Raw genomic sequence first — 26,686 nt, 5'->3', positions numbered from 1 at the left:
CCGTCACCGGATCACCGCGTCACCGCCAGGCAGTACTCCTCGTCCGTGGCGAGGAGGTTGCGGTGGGTGTCCTCGGCGGTGATGACTCCGTCGTCCAGGACGAGGACCCGGTCGGCGGCGTCCAGGAGCGCCGGGCTGCTGGTGATCACTACGGTGGTACGCCCCCGGCGCAGCTTCGCGACGTTGCGCGCGATGAGCTGTTCGGTGACCGCGTCGACGGCCGTCGTCGGGTCGTGCAGGACCAGGACGTCGCTGTCGGTCGCCAACGCGCGTGCCAGGGACAGCCGTTGGCGCTGGCCCCCGGAGAGGTTCGCGCCGCGGTCGCGGACTCCGTAGTCCAGTCCGTCGCGGTGGAGTGCGACGACGTCGGTCAGCATGGACGCCTCGACGGCCTCGGGAATCATCCGGCTGGTGCCCGACGGGTCGATGTTCGTGCGCAGGGTGCCCGCGAAGATCTCCGCGTCGTAGGGGTTCACCAGCAGGTGCTCGCGGACCGCCTCGATCGACAGATCGGTGACCGCCTGCCCGCCGACCCGCACCGTTCCCTCGTACGCGTCCGGCGGGACGTTGAGGGCCAGGACCGACGCCAGGTCGGCCGCCGCGCGCGCCCGGTAGACGGCGACCGCCACGAACTCACCCGCCGGCACCTGGAACTTCAGCCGGTTCAGGGTCCCGTACCGTACGCAGTCCACTTCGAGGTCGCCGCTCGGTGCCGGGCTCTGCGAGCCCGGGGTCGTCACCGGCGGGGCGGACAGCACGAGCGCCATCCGCTCGGCCGACGCGCGCGCGATCATCACGTACTTCGGCATCTCCGAGAACAGCTTCAGCGGTTCCATGATGAACTGCGCGAGGCCCACGGCCATGACGAGTTCGCCGATGGAGATCCGGCCGCCGAACGCCAGCCAGCCGGCCGTCAGGGTCACCGCGGCGGCGAGGACGGCGTTGAGGGCCAGCGCGGTGCCCGCGTACACACCGTTCACCTTGGCGACGGTGATCGACTGACGCTTCGCGTCCGAGCTGACCTTCCGGTAGGACAGGAACGCGGCCTGGTTGCCGCCGAAGCCGTGCAGCGGGCGCAGACCGGTGATCAGGTCGGCGACCTTCGCACCCGCCCGCGCCACCCGGGCCTGCTGCTCACGGGTGCTCTCGCCGATCCGCTTGGACATCACGGCCAGGATCGACAGGATCGCGACGGTTCCCGCGATCACCAGCAGGCCGAGCCGGATGTCGGCCAGACCCAGTGCGACCGCCGCGACCAGCACCGCGACCAGCGAACTGATGAGCAGCGGCACCACCTCGATGATGTCGGCGGTCTGGTCGGCGTCCTCGGTGGCGATGGTCAGCACCTCGCCGGACTTCAGGTCGACGTCCCTGGCCACCGGCTGGAGTCCACAGGCCGCCACGCGCACCCGCCAGCGGTGCGCCTCGGTCGTGTTGGCCTTCTGAAGGGTGCGCATGCCGAACCGCCACGACAGCGACACGGTCGTGATGATCACGGCCAGCGCGCCGATCGACAGGCCGAGCGCGCCGAGGCTCCTGTCCTGCATGGTGTGCTCGACGATCAGGCCGAGCGCGATGGGAAAGGCGGTCTCCCCCGCCTGGTACAGCCCCATCAGCAGGGTGCCGGTGGTCATGGCACCGACGTTGCGGCGCAGCGCGGTGCGCAGGATGTCGGCCCCGGGGCGGGGCCGCTGGGTGTCAGGAGTTGTCTTCAAGGTGGCGGGCAATCGCTTCCGGGGTTCGCAGGGTCAGCAGATCACGGATCGTGACGACGGGTCCGTACTCGCGGCGGAGCAGCCCGATCAGCCGCACCGCCAGCATGGAGTGTCCTCCGAGGGACACGAAGTCGCTCACCGCGCTCACCTCGTCGTCGTCCAGGTCCAGGGCCTCGGCGAAGAACTCGCACACCACGGTCTCGGTCTCGGTCTCCGGGCCGCGCTCCCCCGCCGTGGTCAGCGCGCCGAGCGGCTTGGCCTCGGGCAGCGCCTTGGTGTCAGCCTTCCCGTTCACCGTCAGCGGGACGCCGTCGACCTGTGCGTAGTGCGTCGGGCGCAGGAAGTCCGGCAGTGCGGCGCCCACTTCGGCGGCGACCACCGCCAACTCGGAGCCGTCCAGTACGAGATAGGCGGCCAGCCGGTACGCGCCGTCGACCTGGGGGTCGGGCTGGGCCACGGCGGCGGCGAAGCGGACCGCCGGGTGCGCCGCGAACGCGGCCTCGACCTCGCCGAGTTCGACCCGGTGGCCCCGGATCTTGACCTGCTGGTCGGTGCGGCCGAGATACGCCAGGTTCCCGTCGGGCCGCCGGAAGACCAGGTCCCCGGTGCGGTACATGCGCTCGCCGGGTTCGCCGAACGGGCAGGCCACGAAGCGGTGCGCGGTCTGGGCCGGCTGCCCCAGGTAGCCGCGCGCGATACCGATGCCCGACACGTACAGCTCTCCGGGGACTCCGTCCGGCAGGGGCCGCAGCCACGGATCCAGCACGTACACCTCGGTGTTGTCGATCGCCACGCCGACCACCGGGTCCTGGCATTCGAAGGTGCCGACGCCGAGGGTGTTGATGGTGTATTCGGTGGGTCCGTAGAGGTTGTAGCCGACCGTCCCGTCCGTCTCGGCGAGCCGCTGCCACAGTGACGGCGTGACGGCCTCGCCGCCCAGCAGTACGAGCGCCGGGCGCCGTCCGGGGTTGTCGAGCAGCCCCTCGGCCACCAACTGCTGTGCGTAGGTGGGGGTCACGTTGATGACGTCGATCCCGTGCTCCAGGCAGTACTCGACCAGTCGGGGCGCGTCACGGCGCAGTTCCTCGTCGCAGATGTGCACTTCGTGCCCGTCGGCGAGCCACAGCAGTTCCTCCCACGACATGTCGAACGCGAACGACACGGTGTGCGCGATGCGGAAGGTCCGGTGGCCGTGCTCGGCGAGGACCGGCTCGAAGATCCTGCGCTGATGGTTGATCAGCATGTTGGTGAGGCCCGCGTATTCGGTCACCACGCCCTTGGGCCTGCCGGTCGAACCGGAGGTGTAGATCGTGTACGCGGGGTGCCGCAGCCGGTCCGGGTCCTCCGGTGCGAACGTCCGGTACGGCGCCGCGTCGGGCAGCGGCCGGTCCAGTTCGATCAGGTCGCCGGTCAGCCGAGGGGACACGGCGCTCAAGGTGAGGGTCACGACCGGGCGGGCGTCCGCGACGATCGCGGCGATCCGCTCGTCCGGGTGGTCCAACTCCAGTGGCACATAGGCGGCGCCGACGCGCAGCACGGCGAACAGCGCCACGATCGAGTCGAGCGAGCGCGGGATCGCGAGAGCCACGTTCGTCTCGGGGCCGATGCCCCGCCCGGCGAGCACTCCCGCCACCGCCCGGCTGCGGTCGCGGAGCCCTGCGAAGGTCATGGTGGCGCCGTCGGCGACGAGCGCGATCCGCTCGGGATCACTGTCCGCCGCCCGGTCGAACCGGTCGACCACGGTGTCCGTGCCGACGTGCCTGCGCTCGGCGGGTCCGGGCTTCGGCCCCAGCCCCCGCAGGGCGCCCACCGGACCCGTGGCCCGGGTCAGGTCGTCGAGCACGCGCAGGTAGTCGTCCAGGAGCCGGCGGGCGTTCTCGGTGTCGCCGTCGCGGTGCTCCAGCTTGACGGTGAGCCGGTCCCCGGGCGTGACGACCCAGGTGAAGGGGTAGTGCGTGGAGTCGTCGGCCCGTACCGATTCGATGCCGTGCCGGGAGTTCATGGCGGCGAACGCGTCCATGTCCAGGAAGTTCTGAAGCACGAAAAGGTTGTCGAACAGGGTGTCGTGCCCGCTTGCCCGCTGGATCTCGCCCAGCCCCAGGTGCTCGTGCTCCATCGCCTCGACCCTGGCCCTCTGTACGGCCGAGAGGTACGCGCCGACCGTGTCGTCCGGGCGTGCCCGTGTCCACATGGGCACGGTGTTGAGCAGTACGCCGACGATGTCGGACAGCCCTTCGCCCTCCCGGCCCGAGACGGTCACGCCGAACGCGGCGTCGCTCCGTCCCGTGTGCGCGCCGAGGAGCAGACCGAACGCGCCGGTCAGCACCGAGTTGAGCGTGACACCGTGTCCCTTGGCCGATTCCCGCAGCCGCTCGGACAGTTCGGCGGAGACGGTGTGCGTGAGCGCGCGCGGCAGGTCGTCGGAGAAGGACGGCTCCGGACCGGCGAGCAGCGTCGGACCGGGGAGACCGGCCAGGTGCTCGGCCCAGAACCGTTCCGATACGGCGGGGTCCTTGGCGGCGAGCGTGCGGGCGTACTCCTCGAAGCCGGGGGTGGCCGGGGACGCGTCCAGTGGCTCGCCGGCGACGACGGCCCGGTAGGCCTCGAACAGGTCCCGCAGCAGGATCTCGCGGGACCAGCCGTCCCACAGCAGCAGGTGGTAGCTGAGCAGCAGGCCGTCCCGGTCGTCCGGCAGCCGTACCACGGTCAGCCGGATCAGCGGTGGCTCGGCCGGGTCGAATCCGGTGTCACGGTCCGCCTCGCGCAGGGCGTCGATCTCCGCGTCGGTGGACAGCTGGACGGTGAGTACGTCGACCCGCCGGCCCGCCTTGAGGCTCTGGACCGGGTTCCCGTCGTCGTCGGTGGTGAAGCCGGCGCCCACGACCGGGTGCCGGGCGATCACGTAGGCCATCGCCTCCGCCAGCGCGTCGGTGTCCAGTCGCCGTCCGAAGGTGAAGTAGCTCTGTGCGACGTAGTGTCCGGCCCGGCCCGCCATCTGGGCCTGGAAGAACAGTCCGCGCTGGAGCGGAGTGACGGGCGCCGTGCGCTCGGCGGTCGCGGAGGTGTCCGCGATGTGTTCCAGCGCGCGCAGCCAGTGCTCGGTGATCTCGTCGGGGATGCCTTCGGCGAGGGTGAAGGCGGCGTGCAGGCTCCCGGTGGCGTCGTCGGTCCACGCGTTGACCTCGACGGCGTACGGGGTGCCCTGATCGCCGCCGGTGAGGTGGAGCGCCTGCGATTCGCCGCCCCTGCCGAGGTAGTTGAACAGCACCTGCGGGCGGGCGTTCAGGAGCGGGGCCGTCTGCGGGTCGAGGTACCGGAGTTGGCCGTAGGCGACGTGTCCGCACTCGTCCGGCTGGCGCTCGGCGACCTCGCGGGCGGCGGCGACCGGGTCGGTGTGCGCGGTGAGCCGTACGGGCGCGATGGAGGTGAACCAGCCGACCGTACGGCTGTAGTCGTGGTGGTCGAGGGCGGGGACCCGGCCGTGCCGCTCCAGTTCGATCGCGAGATCGGTGGGCGCGGGCTGCACGCGCGTCAGCGCGGTGCGCAGGGCGCCGCACAGCAGCTCGGTGAGACCCACGCCGAGCGCGGCGGGCGCGGTGCGCGTCACGAGGTCGCTGGTACCGGGCGCCAGTACGACGGTGGTCTCGCGCGGCCTCTCGACCGCGGTCAGCAGAGCGGGTGCCTGGAGCGTGGTGATCCAGTGGCCGAGTCCGTCGGTCGCCCGGGTCGATCCCGAGGCGAGTGCTTCGGCGTACTCGGCGTAGGAGGTGGTCGGTGGTGCCAGGGCCGTTCCGCTCATGGCGGTGGCCAGGTCGTCGAGGAGGATCAGCCAGGACACCGAGTCGACGGCGAGGTGGTGGACGGTGACGACCAGGGTGCGGCTGGACTCCAGCCAGGAGAAGGCGATGACGTCGCCGGACTCGGGGTCGAGCCGGCCGGCGGCTTCGTCGGCCGCCGCCGTCGCGTCGGTGGTGTCCGGCCGGACGACGGTGATCTCGCGGGCGGGTCCGGTGCGCGGTGACCAGACGCCGTGCTCGACGCGCAGCCGCAGACGGAGTACCGGGTGCGCGGCCACGACGGCGTTCGCCGCCTCCTGGACATCGGCGAAGCCGGTGCCCTCGGCGACCACGAGGGTCCTGGCCTGGGCGAAGCGGGCGAGCGATCCGCCGAGTTCGCGCTGGCGCAGGATGATCGGGGTCGGTGGGAGCGGGCCGTCCTCGCGGCGGGAGGGCGCGGGGGCCTGGGCCCGCGGTGTGCGCGAGGCCAGGTCGGCGGCGAGCGCGTGCGGTGTCCTGAACAGGAATACGTCGCGGGGCGCGATCGGCAGGCCCAGCGCCCTGGCGCGGTTGATCACGGTGATGGCGACGATGCTGTCGCCCCCGGCCATGAAGAAGTCGGTGTCACCGTCCACGGTGGCGGCGCCGGGCAGTGTGTCGGCGAAGATGCCGGTCAGTGCGGCGAGCGCGGACTGGTATCCGGCCCCGGATGTGTCGTCCGGTGCGGCGCGATCGGTGAACTCCCCCGGCTGCGCCCGTGCCTGTGCGGCGCGTTCGGTGAGGGCCTTGCGGTCCAGCTTGCCGTTGACCGTCAGCGGCAGGGCGTCGACCGGCAGCAGCCGGCCCGGCACCATGTGCACGGGCAGCTTCGCCGCCAGCAGACCGGTGGCGTCGTCGGGCACCCGGCCCACGACGTGCGCGACCAGGTGGTCGCCGCTGTCCGCCACGGTGACGGCCACGTCGACCACACCGTCGAGTTCCCTGAGCGCGGACTCCACTTCACCGAGTTCGATACGGAAGCCCTTGAGCTGCACCTGGTCGTCGGCGCGGCCGGTGAACTCCAGCTCGCCGTCGAGCGTACGGCGGGCGAGGTCGCCCGTGTGGTACATCCGGGAGCCGTCGCCGGTGAACGGGTTCGCCACGAACCGGCCGGCGGTCAGCCCCGGCCTGCCCAGATAGCCGAGCGACACCTGGTCGCCGGCGACGTAGATGGCGCCCACCCGGCCCGGCGGCACCGGCCGGAGCCGGTCGTCCAGCAGATAGGTGGCCAGACCGGGGATCGGGCCGCCGATGGGGCTGACGTCGTCGCCGGGGCCGAAGTCGTCGTCGGTCAGCACCCGGTGGGTGACATGGACCGTGGTCTCGGTGATGCCGTACATGTTGACCAGTTCGGGCGAACCGGTGCCGTGGCGCTCGACCCAGCCGCGCAGCCGCGCGGGATCCAGTGCCTCACCGCCGAAGATGATCCGGCGCAGCGCCGTGACGGGCCCCTCGGCGTGCCGGTCGGCCTCGATGAACTGGTGGAACGCCGACGGGGTCTGGTTGAGGACGGTCACTCCGCGCTCGCGTACCAGCCGGTGGAAGTCGACCGGGGAGCGCGTCAGCCCGTACTCCGGCACCAGCAGCTCACCGCCGTGCGCCAGGGCGCCCCACAGCTCCCAGACCGCGAAGTCGAAGGAGAACGAGTGGAACTGCACCCACACGTCCCGCGGGCCGAAGTCCATGTCGGGGCGGGTGTTCGCGAGCAGTGACACCACGCTGGAGTGCGGGACGACCACGCCCTTTGGCCTCCCGGTCGATCCGGACGTGTAGATCACGTACGCGGGCTCGCGCCAGTCGACCTCGGGCGCGGACGCGTCGGGGCCGGGGGTGGCGGGCGGCGGCTCGTCGCCCTGTACGAGTACCCGGGCCGGCACGCCCGCCCGGGACAGCAGCCCGGTGAAGCGCTCGCGCTGTTCACGCTCCACGAGGACGACCTGCGGGGCGGCGTCGGCCAGGATGTACTCCAGGCGTTCGTCCGGGTAGGCCATGTCGAGCGGCACGTAAGCGCCGCCCGCGGTGACGACCGCGACCAGGGCGACGACCTGCTCGACGGAGCGCGGGACGGCGACTGCCACCCGGGTGCCCGGCCGGACCCCGGCCGCCCGCAGTACGGTGGCCAACTCGTCCTTGGCGTCGGCCAGTTCGCCGTAGGTCAGGGACCGGGTACCGCCGTCGAGCGCGCACTGGGTGACGGCGGTGGCGGCCGGGTCGCGGCCCGCCGCGGCGTCGAACAGCGCGCCGAGGGTCGTCGGCGTGATCCGCGCGGGAGCCGGGCCCGCCTCGGGTGTCAGATCGGCGACCGGGGCGTCCGGCCGGGTGAGCAGGCCGGTGAGGGTCCGGGTGAACGTACGCAGGATCGCCTCGGCGCCCTCCTCCCGCAGCAGTTCGCCGTCGTAGATCAGGTTGAAGCGCGGACGCCCGTCGCCCGCGCGCTCCACCACCAGCGTCAACGGGTAGTGCGGGGCGCCCTCGTTGACGATGTCGGCGATGCGCAGCTCGTCGTCGGGCCCGCGCAGCGCGTCCACGTCGGTCGCGACGTCGAACACCACCAGGGTGTCGAACAGGGCGCCGACGCCCGCCAGCCGGCCGATCCTCGCCAGTGAGACGTGCTGGTGGGGCAGTACGGCGCTCTGGTGTTCCCGGACGGCGGCGAGCAGGTCGCGCGCCGTGGTGGTGTCCGTCCAGCGGGCGCGGAGCGGGATCGTGTTGATGAACAGTCCCACCATGTCCCCGATGCCGGGCACTTCGGCGTCGCGTCCGGAGACCGTCGAGCCGAACACGACGTCCCGGCCGCGCAGGATGCCGCCGAGCGTCACCGCCCACGCGCTGTGCACCGCGACGCTCAGCGGTACGCCGGCCGACCGGGCGGCGGCGTCGATGTCCTCGCCGTCCCGACCTGGATCCACCGCCGTGTCGGCGAACCGGTCGGACGGGGTGTGCTCCTCGGCGACCAGGGACGGTCCGGGCACATCGGCGAGTTCACCGCGCCACACCCGGTCGCTCTCGTCCTCGTCGCGGTCGGCGAGCCAGCCCAGATAGTCGGCGAAGCCGCCCAGCGGGTACACGGTGCCCGGTACGTGGTACTCGGCCAGCAGCGCGCGGAGCATCGGCGGCACCGACCAGCCGTCGGCGATGATGTGGTGCACGGTCTGCACCAGGACGTCGCGGCCGGCGCCGGCGCGGATGAGCGTGTACCGCATCAACGGGCCGGTGGCCAGGTCGAATCCGGCGCGGCGGTCCCGCTCCGCGTGGTCACGGATCTCGTCGTCGGTGATGCCGGGGCGGTCCAGGGTGGTGAACGGCGCCTGCGCACCGTGTTCCTGGACGCAGACCACGCGGCCGTCGGCGAGCGCGATGAACCGCGCGGCCAGGTTCGGGAACAGCGTGAGCAGACGGGTGGCCGCCGCCGCGAGCCGGCCGGCGTCCACTTCGCCGTCCAGCGTGATCAGTTGCTGCTCGACATAGCTGCCCGCCGAGTCGTCGTCGAAGACGGAGTGGAAGTACAGGCCCTCCTGGAGGGGTGTCAGCGGCAGGATGTCGCGCAGTGCCGGACCGTCCAGTGCGTCGACATCGGCCTGGGTGAGCGGCACCAGGGGGAAGTCACTGGGCGAGTGGCCGCCGTGGTCGAGCGCGGCGAGCCCGGCCAGGGCACTTCGGAAGTACTCGCAGAGAGTCGCGATGTCGTCGTCGGTGAACATCCCGTCGGGCCAGGAGACGGTGGTGACCAGTTCGTACGCGCCGGTCGAAGCGGGTTCGGCGATGGCGTTGAACTCCAGGGCGCGCGGCAGACGCATCCTCGGATCGCGCTTCTCGCCCAACTGTCCCGTGGTTCCGCTCAGTTGCCAGTCCCCCGACCCTCCGGCGTCGAAACGCCCGAGGTAGTTGAACAGCACCTGCGGTGCCGGCGCGTCGAACTCGGAGTCGGCCAGATACCGCAGGGCTCCGTAGGAGACACCGTTGTCCGGTACGCGCGCGAGGTCTTCCTTCACCGCCTTGAGCGCTGCGGCCAGATACTCGGGCGCGGTGAGGTCGGGCGCGGCGCCGGGGTCGACGGTCACCGGGAACAGGGTGGTGAACCAGCCGACGGTGCGCGACAGTTCCGGTTCGAAGCCCGCCGTGCCCGCGACGAACCGCCCCTCGCGGCCGTGCCCTTCGAGTTCGATGTGCGCGTACGTCTGGTCCTGCCCGAGATCGCGGCGCCACCGGGCGAGGGAGACGGCGAGCGCGGTCAGCAGGACGTCGTTGACGCCCGCGTGGAACTTCGCGGGAATCTCTCCCAGCAGCGCGGCCGTGACCTCGGGTCCGGCGGCGACGGTCCGGGTCCGTTCCCGTGCGACGGTGTCCGTCCCGGTCAGAGCCCGCCTGCCGATCGGTCCGTCGGCTCCCGGCAGGGGACGCCGGAAGTAGGCGCTGTCCGCGTCGAACGCCGCGCGCTCCAGCAACTGCGTCCAGCGTCGGAACGAGGTCCCCACCGGGGGCAGTTCCACGGGGGCGCCCGCGGTGAACTGCCGCCAGGCGGTGGCCAGGTCCTCCATCAGGATCCGCCAGGACACACCGTCGACCACCACGTGGTGGGCGGCCAGGACCAGTTGACGTGCTCCGGGGCGCCAGACCGCGCGCAGCATCGCGCCGTCGTCCGGGTCGAGCGCGTCGGTGGCGAGCGCGACGCACTCGTCGAGCGGCCGGTCGCTCTCCCGCCATACCGGACCGGACCGGTCCGTCCCCGGAGCCGACCGTGCGGGCGCCTCCGGGATGTCGAAGCTCCAGCGGTCCCCGCGTACCAGTTTGGCGCGCAGCATGTCGTGCCGCCCGACCACGGCGCCGAGGATCGCGTCGAGGGCGCCGGCGGTCAGCTCCGCAGGGGTGTTCAGCACCACCGACTGTACGAAGCCGTCGATCGCGTCCGTGGTCTCGCCCAGCCACCGCACGACGGGCGAACCCGCGACGGAACCGGTCGGCACGTCGCGGTGGTCCACGGTGGTGACGTCCTCACGGCTCGCCACCGCCGCCAGCGCCCGTACGTTGCTGTGGGTGAAGATCTGGCGCGCCGTGACGTAGAGGCCCGCCTCGCGCAGCGCGCCGAGGAGCGAGATCGCCAGGATGCTGTCCCCGCCGAGCTGGAAGAAGTCCTGGTTGACACCGACCTCGTCGAGCCGCAGCAGCGCCGCGACGGCCGCGCAGACCACTCGCTCGTCCTCGGTGGCGGGCGGCAGGACCGTCCCCGTCCCGATCACGGGTTCCGGCAGCGCGTTCCGGTCGACCTTGCCGTTCGCGGTGAGCGGGAACTCCGTCAGTACGACGGTGTGGGCGGGCACCATGTACTCGACCATGTGCTCGGCGGCCCATGTCCTGACCTCGTCGGCAAGCAGACCCTCGCTCCCGGCGGCCGGGATCACATAGCCCACCAGATAGGTGCCGCCCGCCGCGTTCTTCTTCGCGACGACACACGTGTGCCGTACCGAGGGGTGTTCCGCGAGACCGGCCTCGACGTCCTCGATCTCCAGCCGCATGCCGCGGATCTTGATCTGGTTGTCGGCGCGGCCGAGAAAGTCCAGTGAGCCGTCCGGGGCGAACCGGGCGAGGTCGCCGGTGCGGTAGAGCCGCGACCCGTCGTCGGCGAACAAATTCGCCACGAACCGGGACGCCGTCAGGCCGGGCGCGTTCACGTACCCGCGGCCCAGGAGGAACCCGCCCGCGTACAGTTCGCCGCCGACCCCGACCGGGACCGGGCGCAGTTCGTCGTCCAGCACGTACAGCTGGGTGTTGGGGTTGGCCCTGCCGATCGATGTCGACAGGCGTTCCGCCGCGCCCCGGTAGATGACGTGCGAGACACCGATCGTCGTCTCGGCGGGGCCGTAGCCGTGGTAGAGGGGGATGTCGAGGCGAGTGCGGAACCGTTCGTACAGCTCCGGGGTCAGCACCTCACCGCCGCACCACACGTGCCGCAGGCTGTCGAGACGTCCGGTGTCGCCCGCCATCTCCAGCAGGACGTCCAGCATGGACGACACCAAGTAGGTGAAGGTGACGCGCTGTTCGGCGATGACGCTCAGCAGATGGTGCGGGTCGCGTTCGCCGCCGGGCCGCAGGACGACCAGTCGGCCGCCGGAGACCAGGGGCAGGAAGATCTCGTTGATGGAGATGTCGAAGGACAGGGGCGCCTTGAACAGCGACGCGTCGTCGTGGCCGAAGCCCAGGATCTCCTCGACCTGCCAGAGCAGACGCTCGCTGATCGCCTCGTGCCGGATCATCGCGCCCTTGGGCCGGCCGGTCGAACCGGACGTGAAGATCACGTACGCGAGGGCCGCGCCGGGGACGGATATCCCGGTCTCCCCGGCGGGGTGGGAGCCGAACTTCCAGTCGTCGATGTCGACCTGCTCGGCGTCCGGTTCACCCGGACCGGGCTCGCCCGTGGCATTGAGTTGCAGGGCCACCCGGGCGTCCTGGACGACGACCGCGCGGCGCGCGGCGGGCCACTGCGGGTCGAGCGGCACGAACGCGCAGCCGGCCCGCAGTACGGCGAGCAGCCCGACGACCATCTCCGCGGAGCGGCCCAGCGAGATGCCGACGACCTGTTCGGCGGTGAGGCCGCGTTCGATCAGACGGTGCGCCAACTGGCTCGACAGCTCGGCCACCTGACGGTACGTCAGCGACCGGTGGTCGTCCACGACGGCGACGGCCTCCGGCCTCGTCCGCGCCTGTTCGAGGAACATCTCCACGATGGTCGGTCGGTCCCGGTCGGCCGTGTTGTCGTTCCACTCGGTGAGGGTCCTGAGCCTCGCCGACGCGCTGGTCGGGGCGATGGTGCCGAGCGGCCGGTCGGGGAAGTCGGCCAGGTCGTCCAGCGCGAGCTGCGCGTCGGCCGCTGCCACGCCTTCGGGGACGGCGATGCTCCAGCCCTGTGAGCCGCTGTCCGATCCGCCGGCCGAGCCGTCCGTCCCGATCGCGTGGGTCTCCCAGCCACCGGGCCCGGCGCCGCCGTTGTCGACCCAGCCGAGGACGTCGGCGAACAGTGTGCCGGGGGCGAGTCCTATGCCCTCGGGACCGCGGCCCGTCGCCCAGTACGACAGCCCCACGGCGCACGCTCCGGCGATGGTCCGGTCGCAGTAGTCGCCGGTCCGGCGGCGTACGTCGGCCAGACGCGCGGGAGAAAGCAGTACGAGACGAGCGCTCGGTTCCAACATCGAAGACTCAGCATCCCTTCCAGGCATGAAAAGTTAGCCTAACCTAACTTAGGCTCGCCTAATTAAGGTGGCCCTAACTGCCTTCTCGCCAGGCCTGCCACAGTCGTGCGTACCGGCCGCCCAGAGCCACCAACTCCTCGTGGGTGCCACGCTCCACCACACGTCCCGCGTCCAGTACGGCGATCCGGTCCGCCGCCATCGCCTGGGTCAGCCGGTGCGCCACGAACAACGTGGTCCGGCCCGCACACGCGGCCAGCACGGCCCGCTCCAGCTCTGCCGCGCCCTCGCTGCCCGCCTCCGCGGTCGACTCGTCGAGCACCACCACCGGTGAGCGGCCCAACACCAGCCGGGCCAGGGCGATCTGGGCGACCTTGGCGACGTCCAGCCGCTCGCCGCCCTCACCGACCGGGGTGTTGAGCCCGTCGGGCAGCGCGTCGACCCACCCGCCCGCACCGACCGTGCGCAGCGCGTCCGTCAACTCGGCGTCGGTGGCGTCCGGCGCGGCGAGCCGCAGGTCGTCGGCGAGCGGACCGGAGAACACATGTGTCTCCTGCGTCAGGATGCTCACCAGGGCCCGGGAACCGGCCTCGTCCATGCCGGCGAGGTCGTGCGACCCGATGCGCACCGCCCCGGACTGCGGTGTCCCGATACCGGCGATCAGCGCGGCCAGGGTGGACTTGCCCGCACCGGTCGCACCCACCAGGGCGAGCGAACCGCCTGCGGGAATCGTCAGATCGACGTCCCTCAGGACCGGTTCGCCGCTGTCGGGATAACTGAACGTCAGCCCCTCCACCGTCACGGCGTACGGCGCGGCGTCCGCCGGGGCGACCGAGCGGTCGCCCACCAGCCGTTCCTCGGTGTCCTCCGCCAGCACCCCGACCAGGCGGGTCAGGCTCGCGCCCGACTTCTGCGCCTCGTCGAAGGTGAACATGATGGCGCCCAGCGGGGTGAACAGCCGGTGGAACATCAGGGGGGCCGCCGACACCTCACCGAGGGTGGCGGCATCGGCCTCCAGCAGGGCGTACCCCACCAAGAGGATCAGGACGAGCCCGATGAACTCGGCGCGGTTCTCCCGGCCGACGAATCTGCCGAAGAACCGGAACACCTCGACACCGAGATTCCGCACGCGCCACGACTCCCGGGTGACCGTCTCGCGGACGGACTCCTCAAGTCGGTACGCACGTACGGTGTCGATGCCGTTCAGGCCACTGATCAGCGCCTGCGCGCGATCGGCCTGGGCCACCCGCTGTTTACGGTAGAGGGGGGCGGAGCGCGGGAGGTACCAGCGCAGCGCGAGCACGTACGCGGGCAGCGCACCGGCGCCCGCCAGACCGAGCCGCCAGTCCAGTCCGAACATGCCCGCCGTGGCGATGAAGACCAGTACGCCGGCCGAGAACACGGTGGGGATGGCCGTCCGGATGCCCTTGGACAGCACGGCCACGTCGTCGCCGACGCGGGACAGCACATCGCCCCGGCCGACCCGTTCGATCCGCTCGCTCGGCATCCCCAGCACCGCCCGGACGGCGTGCTCGCGCAGCCGCGCGAGCAGATCCGCGCCCAGGCGCCCGATCAGATACGTCGACGCGGCGGTGGCCGCCGCGCCGAACAGCGCGGCGGCCCCCATCAAGACTCCGACCGTGACCAGGACCGAGCGCGACTGGCCCTCGACCACCCCGTCGACCACCCTGCCCAGCAGGAGCACCGGGAGCACCTGGAGCGCCGCCCCGGCCACGGTGCTGAGCACGGTGACGAACGTCAGCCACGGAGTCTCGCGGCAGTGCGCCACGACCCACCGGGAGGCTTCGCCCCCGGTGGCCGTGCGCAGGGTGGCCGGGGCCGCGCGGGTGTCGGTGGCGCTCACCCGGACATCGGGTCTCGTCGCTGACTGATCACCGTCGTCATCCTTTACTTGGCCGACTTGACGAGTTCGTCGATCGCGTACGGCAGGGACGGCAGGGTGCCCTGGGACATGGCCGCACCGACCGCCGGGCCCTCACTGTCCAGCAGGTAGGACACGTTGCCGTTCTTGACCGCGGGCAGATTGGCGAACAGCTCGAACTTCTTCAACGCCTCGGTGTCCGCCTTGTCGTTGACGACGAAGATGCGGTCCACGTCGATCAGATCGATGCGCTCGGGGGAGAGCTCGGTGGAGAAACCGCCGTCCGCGATGTCGTCGATCTTCGTCTGGTACTTGAACCCGGCGCCGGTCACCAGCTGTCCACGTACGTCGGTGGAGGTGAACGGGGAGATCGAGTCCTTGTACCAGGAGATGACGACGGCGGTCTGGTCGGCGAACCCGGGGTTGGCCTTCTTCGCCGTGTCGAGCTTCTCCTGGATGCCCTGCACCATTTCGGTGCCCTCGTCCTCCTTGCCGAGCGCCTTGGCGATGTGGGCCGCGTTGTCCTGCCAGGGAGCGCTGAAGGGCTCCTTCTCGGCCTTGGTACGGCCCACGGTCGGGGCGATCTTGGAGAGCTTGTCGTAGCCGGCCTGGTCGATCTCGGAGTAGACCGCGATGATCAGGTCCGGGCGAAGGGCGGCGATCTTCTCGTAGTTGGGGCCCGAGTCACCGTTCTTCATGATGACTTCGGGGCGCGCGTCGCCCCACTTGTCCTTCACCCACGGCCACTGGGTGTTGATGTCGGGCGACTTGCCCGCCGGGTTCGGATACTGGTCGACCATGCCGACCGGCTTGATGCCGAACGCCAGGACGGCCTGGTCGTCCGTGTAGCCGACCGTGACGACGCGCTTCGGAGCCTTGGTGACCTCGGTGGACCCGAACGCGTGCTCCACGGTGACCGGGAACGCGCCGCCGGCGGCCGCGGCCGGGGCGTCGTCCTTCGGCTCGTCCGCCGAGTCGGAACCACAAGCCGTGAGGAGGCCGATGCCGAGGGCGGCGGCGGACAGTGTCGCCGCCAGTCGCCGCCGTGGCTTCGCGAGCGTCGTTCTGTGGAAGAGCATCCGAGAGTCCCTTGTGATCGCACTGTCCGCTGCGCCCTTGTCTTAGGGCAGCCAAACCTTATCCTGAGCAGGTGAGGTTAGCCTAGCCTAACCTATGAAATCCCTTTACCGGCACTTGGGTTGAACCGGCCGATTCGGGCGAGCGCGAGGGCAACGGCTAAACGTGCGTACGGCCGAGCGGCACGATGATCGGGCTGTCGCCCACCGGGGCGTCGATCACCTGGGCGCGGAGCCCGAACGCCTCGTGCAGCAACTCGGCGGTGATCACGTCACGCGGATGCCCCTGCGCCAGGATCGCCCCCTCCCGCATCACGATGAGGTTGTCGCTGTAGCGCGTCGCCAGATTGAGATCGTGCAGCACCATGACGACGGTGCACCCGCCCTCGTGCAGGTCGTCCACCAGATCGAGCACGTCGATCGCGTGCGCAAGATCCAGATACGTCGTCGGCTCGTCCAGCAGCAGCAGATCGGTGCCCTGAGCCAGCGTCATCGATATCCAGACGCGCTGACGCTGGCCGCCCGACAGCGAGTCGACCGGACGGTCGGCCAGATCGGCCACCCCGGTCATGGCCAGTGCGCGCTCCACGACATCGGCGTCGTCCGACGACCACTGCCGCAGCCAACTCTGGTGCGGATGACGCCCCCTGGCGACCAGATCGGCCACCGTCAGCCCCTCCGGGGCGACCGGCGCCTGCGGCAGCAGGCCGAGCTTCTTCGCCACGTCCCTGGTCCTGAGCCGGGCGATGTCGTCGCCGTCCAGCACGACCGTCCCCCTGGCCGGCTTGAGCAGCCGGGTCAGGGTGCGCAACAGGGTCGACTTCCCACAGCCGTTGGGGCCGATGATCGTGGTGATCACCCCTGGCGGGATCGCCACGTCGAGATCGTCTATGACGGTCCGGCCGCCGTATCCGACCGTGACGCCCCTGGCGGCCAGTCGTGCCTCACCCCCGGCGACGGGGGCGATCGCGGACCGGGTCCCGGTCTCGGTCTCGGTCTTCGACTTCAGCGTGATGGACTGAGCGGCCACAAGCCCCCCTTATTAGGATTGCCTAACCTTTTTATCATCTATCCGTCTGTCTGAGGTTCGCCCTCACCAGCAGATAGACGAGGAAGGGGCCGCCGATCGCGGCGGTGACCACACCGACGGGAAGACCGATCGGCAGCCCCGCACGCGCGACCAGGTCCGAACCGATCAGCAGCAGCGCGCCGACCAGGCCGGAGGCCACCATCGGCGGTGTCGGGTAGCGCACCAGACGCATCGCCACCTGAGGCGCCACCAACGCGACGAAAGCGACCGGGCCCGCCACGCTCACCGCGACCGCGGCCAGCAGTACGGCGCACAGCAGCAGCAGCGCCCGCACCCGCGAATGGCGGACCCCCAGGCCCGCGGCGACCTCGTCGCCGAGGTGCATCGGCTTGAACTGGAAGGCGGTGGCCGCGACGACGACCAGGAGGACGAGCGTGCACCACAGCGCCACCCGGACCTCGTCCCAGGACCGGTTGTCCAGTGAGCCGACCAGCCACACCTGTGCCCGTGCCACGTCCCTGATGTCGGCCTTGACGAGCAGCCAGGTGGTGATCGCCTGCATCACCGCGCTCACCGAGATACCGATGAGGATGAGCCGGAAACCGTCGATCCCGCGCCGCCAGGCGAGGAAGTAGACCAGCAGCCCCGTACCGAGGCCGCCCGCGAGCGCCGCGGCGGAGAGGCCCACGGAGCTGACCACGGCGGTGGCGGTGCCGCCCGACACCGTCACCAGGAACACGGCGACCGCGCCGGCGCCCCAGGTGATCCCCAGGATGTCCGGGCTGGCCAGCGGGTTGCGCGCCACGGACTGTGTGATCGCCCCGGAGACGCCCAGCGCGATGCCCACGACAAGACCGGCGAGGGCGCGGGGCAGCCGCAGATCCATGATCACGAACTCGTCGACCTGCTCGCCCCGGCCGAGGATCGTGGCGATCACGCGGGACAGACCGATGGGGAAGTCGCCGACACCGATGGACACGCAGAACACCAGGAAGGTCGCCGCCGTGAGCAGCAGGGTGACCAGCACCATCCAGGGGCGCCAGACGAAGGAGAGCCGGCCGAGCCGCACGCCCGGCGCGAGCGACCGCTTCGCGTCCGGCGCGGCGTCCGTCACCGCGTCCGTCACCGCGTCCGTCCTGATGTCCGGCGCGACGCCTCTCCCGGCCTCTGCTCCGCCGTCCGCTCCCACGTCTGTGCCAACACCCCTCTCGTTCATGCGCTCTTGAACTTTCCTCGCCACACGAGACCCGCGAAGAACGGGGCGCCGAGGAGGGCGACGACGACGCCCGAGTCCAGCTCGCCCGGCCGCACCACCAGTCGCCCCACGATGTCGGAGACCAACAGGACCAGGGCTCCGAGCACACCCGCGTACGGCACCAGCCAGCGGTAGTCGGGCCCCGTGAGATAGCGGGCCACATGGGCCACCATCAGACCGAGAAAGGCGATGGGGCCGCACGCCGCGGTCGCGGCGCCCGCCAGCAGGGTGATGGCGAGGATGCCGACGGTCCGGCTCAGCGCGATGTTCACGCCCAGCCCGCGTGCCACGTCGTCGCCCAGGTTGAGCAGATTGAGGGAGGGCAGCGCGGTCAGCGCCGGCACCAGTCCCGCGGCGACGAACGCGGCCACCGGCCAGATGACGTCGAATCCGACACCTGCCACGGAGCCCGAGTTCCAGAACCGCAGCGCGTTCAGCGACTTCTGGTCCGACAGCGAGATCGCCGTGGTCATCGCCGCGAGGAACACCGCCACCCCCTGCCCCGCCAGTGCGAGCGTCAGCGGGTTGCCGGCCCCTCTGCCGATGCTCGAAAGGCCGAAGACGACGACACCGGCGACCGCCGCCCCCAGGAAGGCGAACCAGACGTACTGGAACGGGTTGGTGAACCCGAACACCGCGATCGACGTCACCACGGCGAACGAGGCACCGGCGTTCACCCCGAGCAGGCCCGTGTCCGCGATCGGGTTGCGCGTGTACCCCTGGATCAGCGCCCCGCCGACGCCGAGCGCGACACCCGCCACGACCGCGAGCACCGCCCGTGGCACCCGCACGGTCTGCACGATGAGCCTGATCTCGGTGAGCCGCTGATCGGAGTCCGGCGCCGCGAACAGCCCGTGCCACACCTCGGCGGGACTCAGCGCGCGGGCGCCGACAGCCAGCGAGGCCACCCCCGTGATCAGGAGGATCACCACGAGTGTGCCCAGTCCCGTGCCCCGGTGCCTGCGGGCTTCCGTTCCGCCCTTGGGCAGCGGGCGCTCCACTGCAGTCGTGCTCATGTCGACGTACGTTATCCCTTTGATCTACGCGGAAGGCACGGCCGGCCGGGCCTCACGCCCGGGCCGGCGGACAGGACCTAGCGGGCGGCGCTGCCGGTTCCGTCGGCGACCCGGTGGGCCTCGCCCGACGCGGACCTGACGCCCCGGCCGAGCAGCGAGTCCAGGATCTCGCCGACCCGGATCGCGGTGTTGGACAGCAGGGACGACGTGATGCCGTGCGTGTGCTCCGTACCGCCCTGGAGGTAGATGCCGCAGCGCAGGTCGGGGTCGGTCGCGACGCGGTAGTCGCGCTCGACGCGGACACGGCCCTCGTCGTCCCGGAGGCAGCGGTCCGCGACCTCGCCGAGGAGGCCGACGGGGTCGGCGGGACCGTAACCGGTGGCGAACACCACGACGTCCGCGTCCAGGAACGACTCCTCGCCCGTGACCAGTGACTTCACCGTGGCACGGGCGTTGTCCGGGGTCTCCTTCACGTCGACCAGCCGGGACACGTTGAGGAAGCGCAGCCGTTCGGTGCCCAGGACCTTCTCCCGGTACATCTCCCGGTAGAGGTCGTCGATCAGGTCGATGTCCACCACGGAGTAGTTGGTGTTCCCGTGGTAGCCCATCAGCCGGCCCTTGACGTCCTCGGGGGCGGCGAAGTACTGGTCGACCGCCTCGGGGTCGAAGATCCGGTTGGCGAAGGCGCTGTCGTCGGCGGGGCTGTAGCCGTAACGGGAGAAGACCGCGCAGACCTCGGCCTCCGGGAAACGGCGGTGCAGGTAGGCGACGTTCTCGGCGGCACTCTGCCCGGCGCCCACCACCACGAACCGGGAGGGCGAGGTGCCCTCCAGTGCGTCGACCTTCTTCAGCAGTTCGGAGTTGTGCCAGACACGGTCGCCGCGCTCGATGCCTTCCGGCATCTGGGGGCGCAGCCCGGAGCCGATGACGAGGTTACGGGCGCGGTGGACGACGAGCCCCTCCCCCGACCGGACCGTCACGTCCAGGTACTCCACGGCTCCGTCGCGGACCACTTGGGTGACGCCGACGACCTCGTGGCCGTAACTGACCATGTCGTCGACCTTGGCAGCGGCCCACTCGAAGTAGTCGTGGAACTCCACCCGCAGCGGGAAGAGGTTCTTGTGGTTGATGAAGTCGATCAGCCTGCCCTTGCTCTGGAGGTAGCAGAGAAAGCTGAACTCGCTGGTCGGATTCCGGAGCGTCACCAGGTCCTTCAGGAAGGACACTTGCATGGTCGCGTCGTCGATCAGCATGCCGCGGTGCCAGCCGAAGGACGGCTGCTGCTCGAAGAAGTGGGCGGTCACCGACTCCTGCCTGCCGACGCGTGCGTTGTGCTCGCTGACCGCGATCGACATCGCCACATTGGACGGCCCGAAGCCGATGCCGATGAGGTCGTAGACCGGTGCTGCGTCGCCAGGAAGAACCTGTGACATGTCACTCCCATTCATACGGGGGAAGCCGCCTGTCAGGCGTGGGGGGCAGGTGGGACATACGAAAGGTGGGCACGCCGAGGAAGCGACCCCACCTTGAACTTAGGTGAGCCTAAGCTAATCCCGGACGGCTGTCGAGTGGACGGCCGGGGCCCGCGCCCTCCGACTGACCTGCCAGATGGGCCAGTTGCAAACTAAGGTAAGCCTTGCTTAACTACCCTCGGTCATTCCCTGCTCTGAGGAGGAACCCCATGCGGGTCGTCATGTTCGGTTACCAGACCTGGGGGCACCGCACCCTGCAAGCCCTTCTGGAGTCCGAGCACGACGTGGTACTGGTCGTGACACACCCCAAGAGCGAGCACGCGTACGAGAAGATCTGGAGCGACTCCGTCGCCGACCTCGCCGAGGAGCACGGCGTCCCGGTGCTGATCCGCAACCGCCCCGACGACGAGGAGCTGTTCGAGCGCCTCAAGGAGGCCGACCCGGACATCATCGTGGCCAACAACTGGCGGACCTGGATCCCCCCGCGGATCTTCGGCCTCCCCCGCCACGGCACGCTGAACGTCCACGACTCGCTGCTGCCGAAGTACGCCGGCTTCTCCCCGCTGATCTGGGCCCTGATCAACGGCGAGTCCGAAGTGGGCGTCACCGCGCACATGATGGACGACGAACTCGACGCCGGCGACATCGTGCGCCAGGAGTCGGTCCCGGTCGGACCGGCGGACACCGCCACCGACCTCTTCCACAAGACCGTCGATCTCATCGCGCCGGTGACCGTCGGCGCACTCGGGCTCATCGCCGCCGGGCAGACGGAGTTCACCAAGCAGGACCGCTCGCAGGCCACCTTCTTCCACAAGCGGTCCGCCGAGGACATCCGCGTCGACTGGAACTGGCCGGCGGAGGACCTCGAACGCCTGGTCCGCGCCCAGTCCGAGCCGTACCCCACCGCCTTCACCTTCCACAGGGGCAAGCGACTCGAAGTCCTCGCCGCCGTGGTGTCCCAGGGCCGCTACGGCGGTACGCCCGGCCGGATCTTCTACCGCGAGGGCGAAGGCGTGGTGATCGTCGCCGGATCCGACGCCCGCACCGGCCGCCACCACGGTCTGGCCATCACACGCGTACGGACCGAGGACGGCCGGGAGCTGCCCGCGACGGAGTACTTCACCTCCATGGGCGGCTACCTGACGAGCCGCCCCTGACGGCAGGGGCGCCCGGCGGTCGCCCGGCGGGAGCCAGTCGGCCGTACCGGGACGCCGACGTGTCAGGTCCCGCTCGCCCGCAAGCAGTTCCCGCAGGGGCAGCGCAGCGCCCCTGCGGGAGCCGGGGTGCGCGGGCCGCGGCGCAGGCGCTGCCGCAGTGGCGACACGACGTACTCCACTGATCCGAAGACCGCCCGGACCAAATCGCCCGCGCCGTTGAGCCTGATCCAGGCCCCGAGCGCCACGCTTCCGCGGCGCAGCAGCCCGCCCCAGTCGCGGCCGTGGAAGTGGTAGCCGGCGGGCCGCGTCAGGAAGTGGGAGAGCAGGAGGCTGTCGACCTCCACGCCGTAACGCATCACGTTGTCGAGGACGGTCGCGGCGTCCGTCAGCTGCGTGTCCGACACCTCACGGCCGGCCTCCACGTGCTCCGGGGCTCTGCCGAACGACCGCCGGACGGTGGCGATCCACACGTCCGGGCGCTCCCCGCAGTAGCCGAGCCTGGACGTCACGGACTCACTGTGCCGGGTCCGGTGCCAGGTCTGGGCCTGGGGTATTCGTACAGCAGGCTGTGGATGGAGTGCTCCTCGTTGAGCCGGGACGCCTGGACCGGTTCCAGATCGTGCCCGCACCGCAGAGCGTGCCGGAAGTCGCGGTCCGGCAGCCCGCTGAGTTCCGTGAGCTCGCCCCTGGCGATCCGGTCCCCGCGCCGCTTGGCGCAGAACGCGGCCATGAGGCTGTGGGCCGGGTCGGCCCCCGCGACGAGGTCGAACTCCCCCAGCGAGCGGTCGAACAGATGGGCCTTGATACGTGTGGCCAGTCCCTCCCCGCCGTCCGGCACCCGGCTTTCCAGAGCGGTCAGTTCATCGATCACCTCGTGGAGGGGCGTCCCCGTCGAGAGGTAGCGCCGAATGGCCAGCCTCATCAGATAGGGGTTCCCCTCGGTGATCCGCACGATGGGGGTGAAGGTGGTCCCCGTGGCATCGGCGAGCTCCGGGTCGTCGGCCCCCACGTGCCGGATGAACGCGACGGCGGCCTCCTGGGTGAGGCCGGTGACCGACTGCTCCTTGATCGCGTGGTCCGGATCGTGGACCACGCCGCGGCTGGTGACCAGCAGCTTGTGCGGCCGTACGACACCGGCCCCGCGCAGCCCGTCGACGATGGCCGTGGCCCGGCTCGCCACCTCGAGGTTGTCCACGACCACGAGCACGCGCCGCTGTTCACCCGCGGCCCGGAGCGCCACCCCCAGCTCCGCCTCCCATCCGCGTCTGTCCGGCCCGAGCGCCACGCCGAGTTGCGCGGCGAGATCGAACAGGGCCTCCCACAGGCCCGCTTCGTGGGCGCCGCCGCGGACGGTGGTCCAGACGATCCGGTCGAAGATCCCTTCGCGCGCGGCGCGCCGTGCGGCCTCGTACGCCATCGTCGTCTTGCCGACACCGCCGACACCACGGACGTTGACAACCCACGGGCCTGTCGGGCCGGCCAGGTCCCTGAGGAGTCGCTCGACGATGTACGTGATCCGGGGCGCCGTCCGGTGGGATCAGCAGCAGCCGTTTGAGGGCCGTGTAGGAGCGGTGGCCCGGCGAGTCCGGGCGGATGATGCCGGAGTGGTCGCCGGGAAGCACCCCGGTGTCGGGGAACAGGCTTCTGGCGGAGGCCGGTGTGACGATCCCGTCCGTCTCGCCGGCGAACGCGGTGACCGGTAAGGGGCAGGAGCCCCGTCCGTCTCGCCGGCGAACGCGGTGACCGGTAAGGGGCAGGAGTTCGCCGTGACGGACCGGGCGTGCACGACGCGGGTGAGGACCGTGCGCTGCGCCTCGGTGACCGCGGCGTGGATGGGACGTAACTGCCGTTCCTGCGCGTGCCCGCGACGCCACAAAGCGCGCCGCAGCGTCAGCGCCAGCTCGGAACCGGAGTTGGGGCAGGCGAACATCACGACCCGGCTGATCCGGGCGAGTTCCGTTCCCCGGCCCTCATTGAGCATCCGGGCCAGATAGCGCTGAACCACCAGTCCCCCCTGGCTGTGGGAGACGAGCACCAACCGCTCGTATCCGCCTCCCTCCACTTCGAGGAAACCGCCGAGGCTGTCCGCGACATCGTCGAACGACGGGATACGGCGCAGGGGGCTGAAGGAGGCGACCGGGGACACGTAACCGAACGGCAGCGTGTCGATGTGCGCCAGCTCCCTGTCGGCGGCGATCAGCGCTTCGAAGTGGGACCACGTCCTGAGCGAGGAGAAGAGTCCGTGAACGAGGACGGCGTCGACTTCTCTGACCGGCCTGATGTCCAGGGGCACCCGGGGCCCTCCTCGTTCATCACGAATGACGCCGTCTCAGCCGTGGGGTGCAAGGCTACGTCAACGCCGTACGCCGCCGCGGGTCGCACGCCCGGCATGTTGGTCAAAGGGTCGGAAGGTTCGGCCGGTCCAGGGCCCGTTCCGTGAGCAACTCGGCCGGTTCGTCGGCGAATTCGATGAGCCGGTCCCGACCCGGTCCGCCGCGGGCGACGCGCAATCCGTGACGGCGGCCCCCCGACTAGGCTTTGCGGGCGAGCAGGTGGACCTCGCGGAACTGGCGCCGGTCGGTGGGCCGAGGCTCGCGGATCATCCGGGCCACCTCGGCCAGGCCGCACTCGCGCAGCAGCGTGGCGAGGTGATCGGGCCACCACCGGTAGGCGGGTGCGACCGCGTGGTCGAAGACCTGTGTCGGGTGTGACGGATCCTCGCTTGCCGAGAAGCCGATCAGCAGGTGGCCACCGGGTGCCAGCACCCGGTGGAACTCGGCCAGGATGACGGGGAGTTCTTGCGGCGGAGTGTGAATGACGGACCAGCGCGAGAGTATGCCGCCCAGCGCGCCGTCGGCGATGTCCAGCTCCGTCATCGACCCCACGTCGAACCGCAGGTGTGGATAGGCCTGTCGGGCCAACTCGATCATCACCGAAGAGGCGTCGACGCCGAACGCCGCCAGCCCCAACTCGCGCAGATGAGCGGTGATGTAGCCCGGTCCGCAGCCCAGGTCCGCGACCTGACCGTCCCCGCTCGCGCCGACGACCTCGGCGAAGAGGCCCAGGGCCGCGCGGTCGAGGGGACTGTCACGCAGCGTGTCGCTGAACAGCTCCGCATAGGTGACGGCAGCGGCGTCGTAGGCATCGCGGGTGGCGCTGAGGGCATCGTGTCGGACCATGCCCGCGACAGTAGCTCCTGGCCGGCTCGGCCACGGTGGGACGGCCCTCGCCGCGTACAGGGTCGACGGGGCCCCGTGTCCGGGGACACGGACACCCGAAACGCCGGCCGTCACCCGATCCGGTGACACCACGGCTCAGGTTCGCCCGGCTGGCCCGCGGTGAGGAGACGGCCGGGGGCGCCCGGAGGGGAGAGTTCGGTCGGACGGGCACGCCCGTCAGGCCAAGAAGAGGGTATGACCATGCCTGAGAACGAGCCGGACGACTCCCACCTGTCCCGCGCCACAGGCGCTTTCTGAGCCGGCCCGCACGGTCACGGTCGCGGTGAGCCCCGAGCCTGGCACGCCCCGACCGCGCTGAACAAGTGGTGGACGCTGACCGCCGTCTGCCTGGGCACGTTCATGCTGCTGCTGGACATCACCATCGTGAACGTGGCACTGCCCGACATCCAGCGGTCACTGCACGCCAGCTTCTCCGACCTCCAGTGGGTCGTCGACGCCTACTCCCTCACCCTGGCCTCCCTGCTGCTCACCGCGGGCAGCCTCGCCGACATGTACGGCCGCAAGAAGCTCTATGTGATCGGGCTGACGATCTTCAGTCTCGCGTCACTGCTCTGCGGCCTCGCCGACAGTGGGCTGATGCCGCAACTCTCCCGGGGCATCCAGGGGGTCGGCGGCTCCATCATGTTCTCGGTCTCACTCGCCCTGCTCGCGGACGCGTTCCGCGGCGAGGACCGCGGGTCGCGTTCGGGATCTGGGGCACGATCACCGGACTCGCGGTGGCCATCGGGCCGCTGCTCGGCGGTGTGCTCACCACGGGCCTGTCCTGGGAGTGGATCTTCTACGTCAACCTGCCCATCGGCGCGATCGCCGTCGCGATCACCCTGGTCAAGGTCGCCGAGTCCCGACAGCCCGGGGCCCGCCACCCCGACTGGCCGGGCTTCGTACTCTTCACCGCTGCTGTGTCGAGCCTGGTGTACGCGCTCATCCAGTCCAGTCACGACTCGTTCTCCGACCCCGTCGGCATCGCGTGTCTGACCGCCGCGTTCGTGCTGATGATCGCCTTCGTGGTGGTCGAGTTGCGGACAGCTCAGGCCATGTTCGACCGGTCACTCTTCCGGAAGCCGACCTTCACCGGCGGCCTGGTGGCTGCCTTCGGTCTCAGCGCCTCGATCCTGTCGATGCTGCTCTACCTCGTGCTTTACCTCCAGGACGTACTCGGATACAGCGCCCTGGGCGCGGGCATGCGGCTGCTGCTGATCTCCGCCGGCATCCTGGTGGTGTCCACGATCTCCGGACGGCTCTCCTCAAGGATGCCGGTGCGGTTCCTGATCGGACCCGGGCTGCTGCTGATCGGCGGCGGGCTGCTGTGGATACGCGGCCTGAACGCCTCCAGCGACTGGACCCACCTCATCCCCGGCATGATCATGTCCGGAGCCGGTCTCGGTCTGGTCAATCCACCGCTGGCGTCGACCGCCGTCGGTGTGGTCCAGCCGGCTCACGCGGGCATGGCCTCGGGCATCAACTCGACATTCCGCCAGATCGGCATCGCCACCGGCATCGCGCTGCTCGGCACCCTGTTCTCCAGCAAGATCAAGTCCTATGTGACCGACCACATCGGCGCGATCCCCGGCGTCGGGGACTTCGGCCCGCAGATCTCCACAGCCGTCCAGTCCGGCACGGTCACCGAGGCGCTCGGGTCCCTCCCGCCCGAGGTCCGCGCCCCCGTCAAGGATCTCGCCACGGCGGCCTTCACCTCGGGGCTCAACGAGATCCTCCTCGTCGCCGCGCTCATCGCCCTCGTCGCCGGTGTGGTCTCCCTCGCCACGATCCACACCAAGGACTTCGTCCAGGCGCCCTCGTAACGGCACCGAGGGACCGTTCACCGAGGCCGCGGCCGAACAGGGGGCG

14 protein-coding genes are annotated in these 26,686 nt (G+C 70.6%); 2 read left to right on the top strand and 12 right to left on the bottom strand.

Annotated features, from left to right (window positions below):
- Window positions 1-11 precede the first annotated feature (11 nt).
- From SSPS47_RS31680 to SSPS47_RS31645, 8 genes are all read right to left on the bottom strand, one after another.
- Window positions 12-1,715 carry an ABC transporter ATP-binding protein gene (locus tag SSPS47_RS31680; RefSeq protein ID WP_164253901.1) on the bottom strand — a complete coding sequence of 568 codons (1,704 nt, stop codon included), beginning with the start codon at window positions 1,713-1,715 and terminating at the stop codon, window positions 12-14.
- On the bottom strand, window positions 1,699-12,714 hold the full coding sequence (locus tag SSPS47_RS31675; protein WP_164253900.1) for a non-ribosomal peptide synthetase: 11,016 nt from the start codon (window positions 12,712-12,714) through the stop codon (window positions 1,699-1,701). The genes SSPS47_RS31680 and SSPS47_RS31675 overlap by 17 nt, the downstream gene beginning before the upstream one ends.
- A gap of 73 nt (window positions 12,715-12,787) precedes the next feature.
- Complete coding sequence (locus tag SSPS47_RS31670) at window positions 12,788-14,575, bottom strand: ABC transporter ATP-binding protein (RefSeq protein WP_164253899.1); 1,788 nt, start codon at window positions 14,573-14,575, stop codon at window positions 12,788-12,790.
- A gap of 44 nt (window positions 14,576-14,619) precedes the next feature.
- The gene (locus SSPS47_RS31665) at window positions 14,620-15,672 is read right to left on the bottom strand and encodes an iron-siderophore ABC transporter substrate-binding protein (protein WP_164253898.1); all 1,053 of its coding nucleotides are present in this window, start codon (window positions 15,670-15,672) and stop codon (window positions 14,620-14,622) included.
- 157 nt (window positions 15,673-15,829) lie between these two features.
- The gene (locus SSPS47_RS31660) at window positions 15,830-16,636 is read right to left on the bottom strand and encodes an ABC transporter ATP-binding protein (protein WP_164255237.1); all 807 of its coding nucleotides are present in this window, start codon (window positions 16,634-16,636) and stop codon (window positions 15,830-15,832) included.
- Window positions 16,637-16,733: 97 nt separating this feature from the next.
- Complete coding sequence (locus SSPS47_RS31655; protein WP_164253897.1) at window positions 16,734-17,915, bottom strand: iron chelate uptake ABC transporter family permease subunit; 1,182 nt, start codon at window positions 17,913-17,915, stop codon at window positions 16,734-16,736.
- Window positions 17,912-18,970 carry an iron ABC transporter permease gene (locus SSPS47_RS31650; RefSeq protein WP_164253896.1) on the bottom strand — a complete coding sequence of 353 codons (1,059 nt, stop codon included), beginning with the start codon at window positions 18,968-18,970 and terminating at the stop codon, window positions 17,912-17,914. Before SSPS47_RS31650 ends, SSPS47_RS31655 begins: the two co-directional genes overlap by 4 nt.
- A gap of 77 nt (window positions 18,971-19,047) precedes the next feature.
- Window positions 19,048-20,403 (bottom strand): lysine N(6)-hydroxylase/L-ornithine N(5)-oxygenase family protein, encoded by a 1,356-nt coding sequence (locus tag SSPS47_RS31645; protein ID WP_164253895.1) that lies wholly within the window; start codon window positions 20,401-20,403, stop codon window positions 19,048-19,050.
- A gap of 248 nt (window positions 20,404-20,651) precedes the next feature.
- Here SSPS47_RS31645 and SSPS47_RS31640 point away from each other — a divergent pair, with 248 nt between their 5' ends.
- Window positions 20,652-21,599 (top strand): methionyl-tRNA formyltransferase, encoded by a 948-nt coding sequence (locus tag SSPS47_RS31640; RefSeq protein ID WP_164253894.1) that lies wholly within the window; start codon window positions 20,652-20,654, stop codon window positions 21,597-21,599.
- 62 nt (window positions 21,600-21,661) lie between these two features.
- Here SSPS47_RS31640 and SSPS47_RS31635 read toward each other — a convergent pair whose 3' ends face one another.
- The 4 genes from SSPS47_RS31635 to SSPS47_RS31620 form a co-directional block, all read right to left on the bottom strand.
- Window positions 21,662-22,108 carry a hypothetical protein gene (locus tag SSPS47_RS31635; RefSeq protein WP_164253893.1) on the bottom strand — a complete coding sequence of 149 codons (447 nt, stop codon included), beginning with the start codon at window positions 22,106-22,108 and terminating at the stop codon, window positions 21,662-21,664.
- Window positions 22,105-23,106 (bottom strand): NB-ARC domain-containing protein, encoded by a 1,002-nt coding sequence (locus tag SSPS47_RS31630; protein WP_275405200.1) that lies wholly within the window; start codon window positions 23,104-23,106, stop codon window positions 22,105-22,107. The genes SSPS47_RS31635 and SSPS47_RS31630 overlap by 4 nt, the downstream gene beginning before the upstream one ends.
- A gap of 30 nt (window positions 23,107-23,136) precedes the next feature.
- Window positions 23,137-23,892: an alpha/beta hydrolase gene (locus SSPS47_RS31625; RefSeq protein WP_164253892.1), complete on the bottom strand. Its 756-nt coding sequence runs from the start codon at window positions 23,890-23,892 to the stop codon at window positions 23,137-23,139.
- Between the two features lie 238 nt (window positions 23,893-24,130).
- The gene (locus SSPS47_RS31620) at window positions 24,131-24,778 is read right to left on the bottom strand and encodes a class I SAM-dependent methyltransferase (RefSeq protein WP_164253891.1); all 648 of its coding nucleotides are present in this window, start codon (window positions 24,776-24,778) and stop codon (window positions 24,131-24,133) included.
- Window positions 24,779-25,140: 362 nt separating this feature from the next.
- Between SSPS47_RS31620 and SSPS47_RS31615 the strand changes: the two genes are divergently transcribed.
- A complete protein-coding gene (locus SSPS47_RS31615) occupies window positions 25,141-26,640 on the top strand; it encodes an MFS transporter (protein WP_343234912.1) in 1,500 nt (499 codons plus the stop codon).
- Window positions 26,641-26,686 lie beyond the last annotated feature (46 nt).

This window comes from Streptomyces sp. S4.7, from assembly GCF_010384365.1.
Lineage (GTDB): Bacteria > Actinomycetota > Actinomycetes > Streptomycetales > Streptomycetaceae > Streptomyces.
Note: the sequence above shows the minus strand (reverse complement) of the source record. Positions and strands in the feature narration are given on the sequence as shown.